1 protein-coding gene and 1 pseudogene are annotated in these 785 nt (G+C 67.6%); both read left to right on the forward strand.

The annotated features are described in order from the left end of the window. A pseudogene (locus tag EN745_RS35380) lies at positions 1 to 202 on the forward strand (carbohydrate kinase); the annotation flags it as partial. Beyond that, positions 199 to 785: TIGR01459 family HAD-type hydrolase (locus tag EN745_RS35385; RefSeq protein WP_127423349.1), on the forward strand; the 587-nt coding region annotated here is incomplete at its 3' end. The pseudogene EN745_RS35380 and the gene EN745_RS35385, both read left to right, overlap by 4 nt.

Below are 785 nucleotides of genomic sequence, written 5' to 3' on the forward strand. Positions count from 1 at the left end.
GGGCTATCGGCGGCTTGCCGAGCTCGGATCGCCGAAGCTGACATCGGTGCGCAGTGTCGGCGGCGGCGCCGCCAACGCCGCCTGGACCGCGATCCGGCAGCGTAAGCTCGGCGTCGATTTCGTGCCGGCGCTGTCTGACGAGGCAGCCGCCGGCACGGCGCGGCTGGCGCTCAGGGGCGCAAACGAGGCGGGGCTGCTGTGAACGCGAAATTGGCCAGACATCTCGATGGGATTGAAGCGCTTGCCGAGCGCTACGACGTTTTCCTGCTCGACCAGTTCGGCGTGTTGCATGACGGGCAGCAGCCTTATGCCGGCGCGGTGGAAGCCCTGTCGGCGCTGAAGCGCGCCGGCAAGACAGTGGTGCTCATTTCGAACTCTGGCAAGCGGGCGGAGCCGAACGAGCGCCGCCTGAAGAAGCTCGGCTTCGAAGAGGCTAGCTGGGATCACTTCGTCTCCTCCGGCGAGGTGGCGTGGCGCGCCTTCCGCGACATGGCGGCCTCGGGCGCGCTGAGGGGCGGAACGAAATGCCTGCTGATCAGCCGCGACGGCGACCGCTCGGCGATCGATGGCCTGCCGCTGGCCCTGACCGATAACAGCGACGATGCGGAGCTGGTGCTGATTTCAGCCAGCGAAGGCGACCGCTACGATCTCGACCACTATCGCGCTCTACTCGGTCCGGCTGCGGCGCGGCAGGTGCCGTGCTTCTGCACCAATCCGGACAGGATCATGCTGACGGCGGTCGGACCGCGCTTCGGCGCCGGCGAACTCGCCGATCTCTACGAAAG

Source organism: Mesorhizobium sp. M4A.F.Ca.ET.022.05.2.1 (genome assembly GCF_003998845.1).
In the GTDB taxonomy this organism is placed as follows: domain Bacteria; phylum Pseudomonadota; class Alphaproteobacteria; order Rhizobiales; family Rhizobiaceae; genus Mesorhizobium.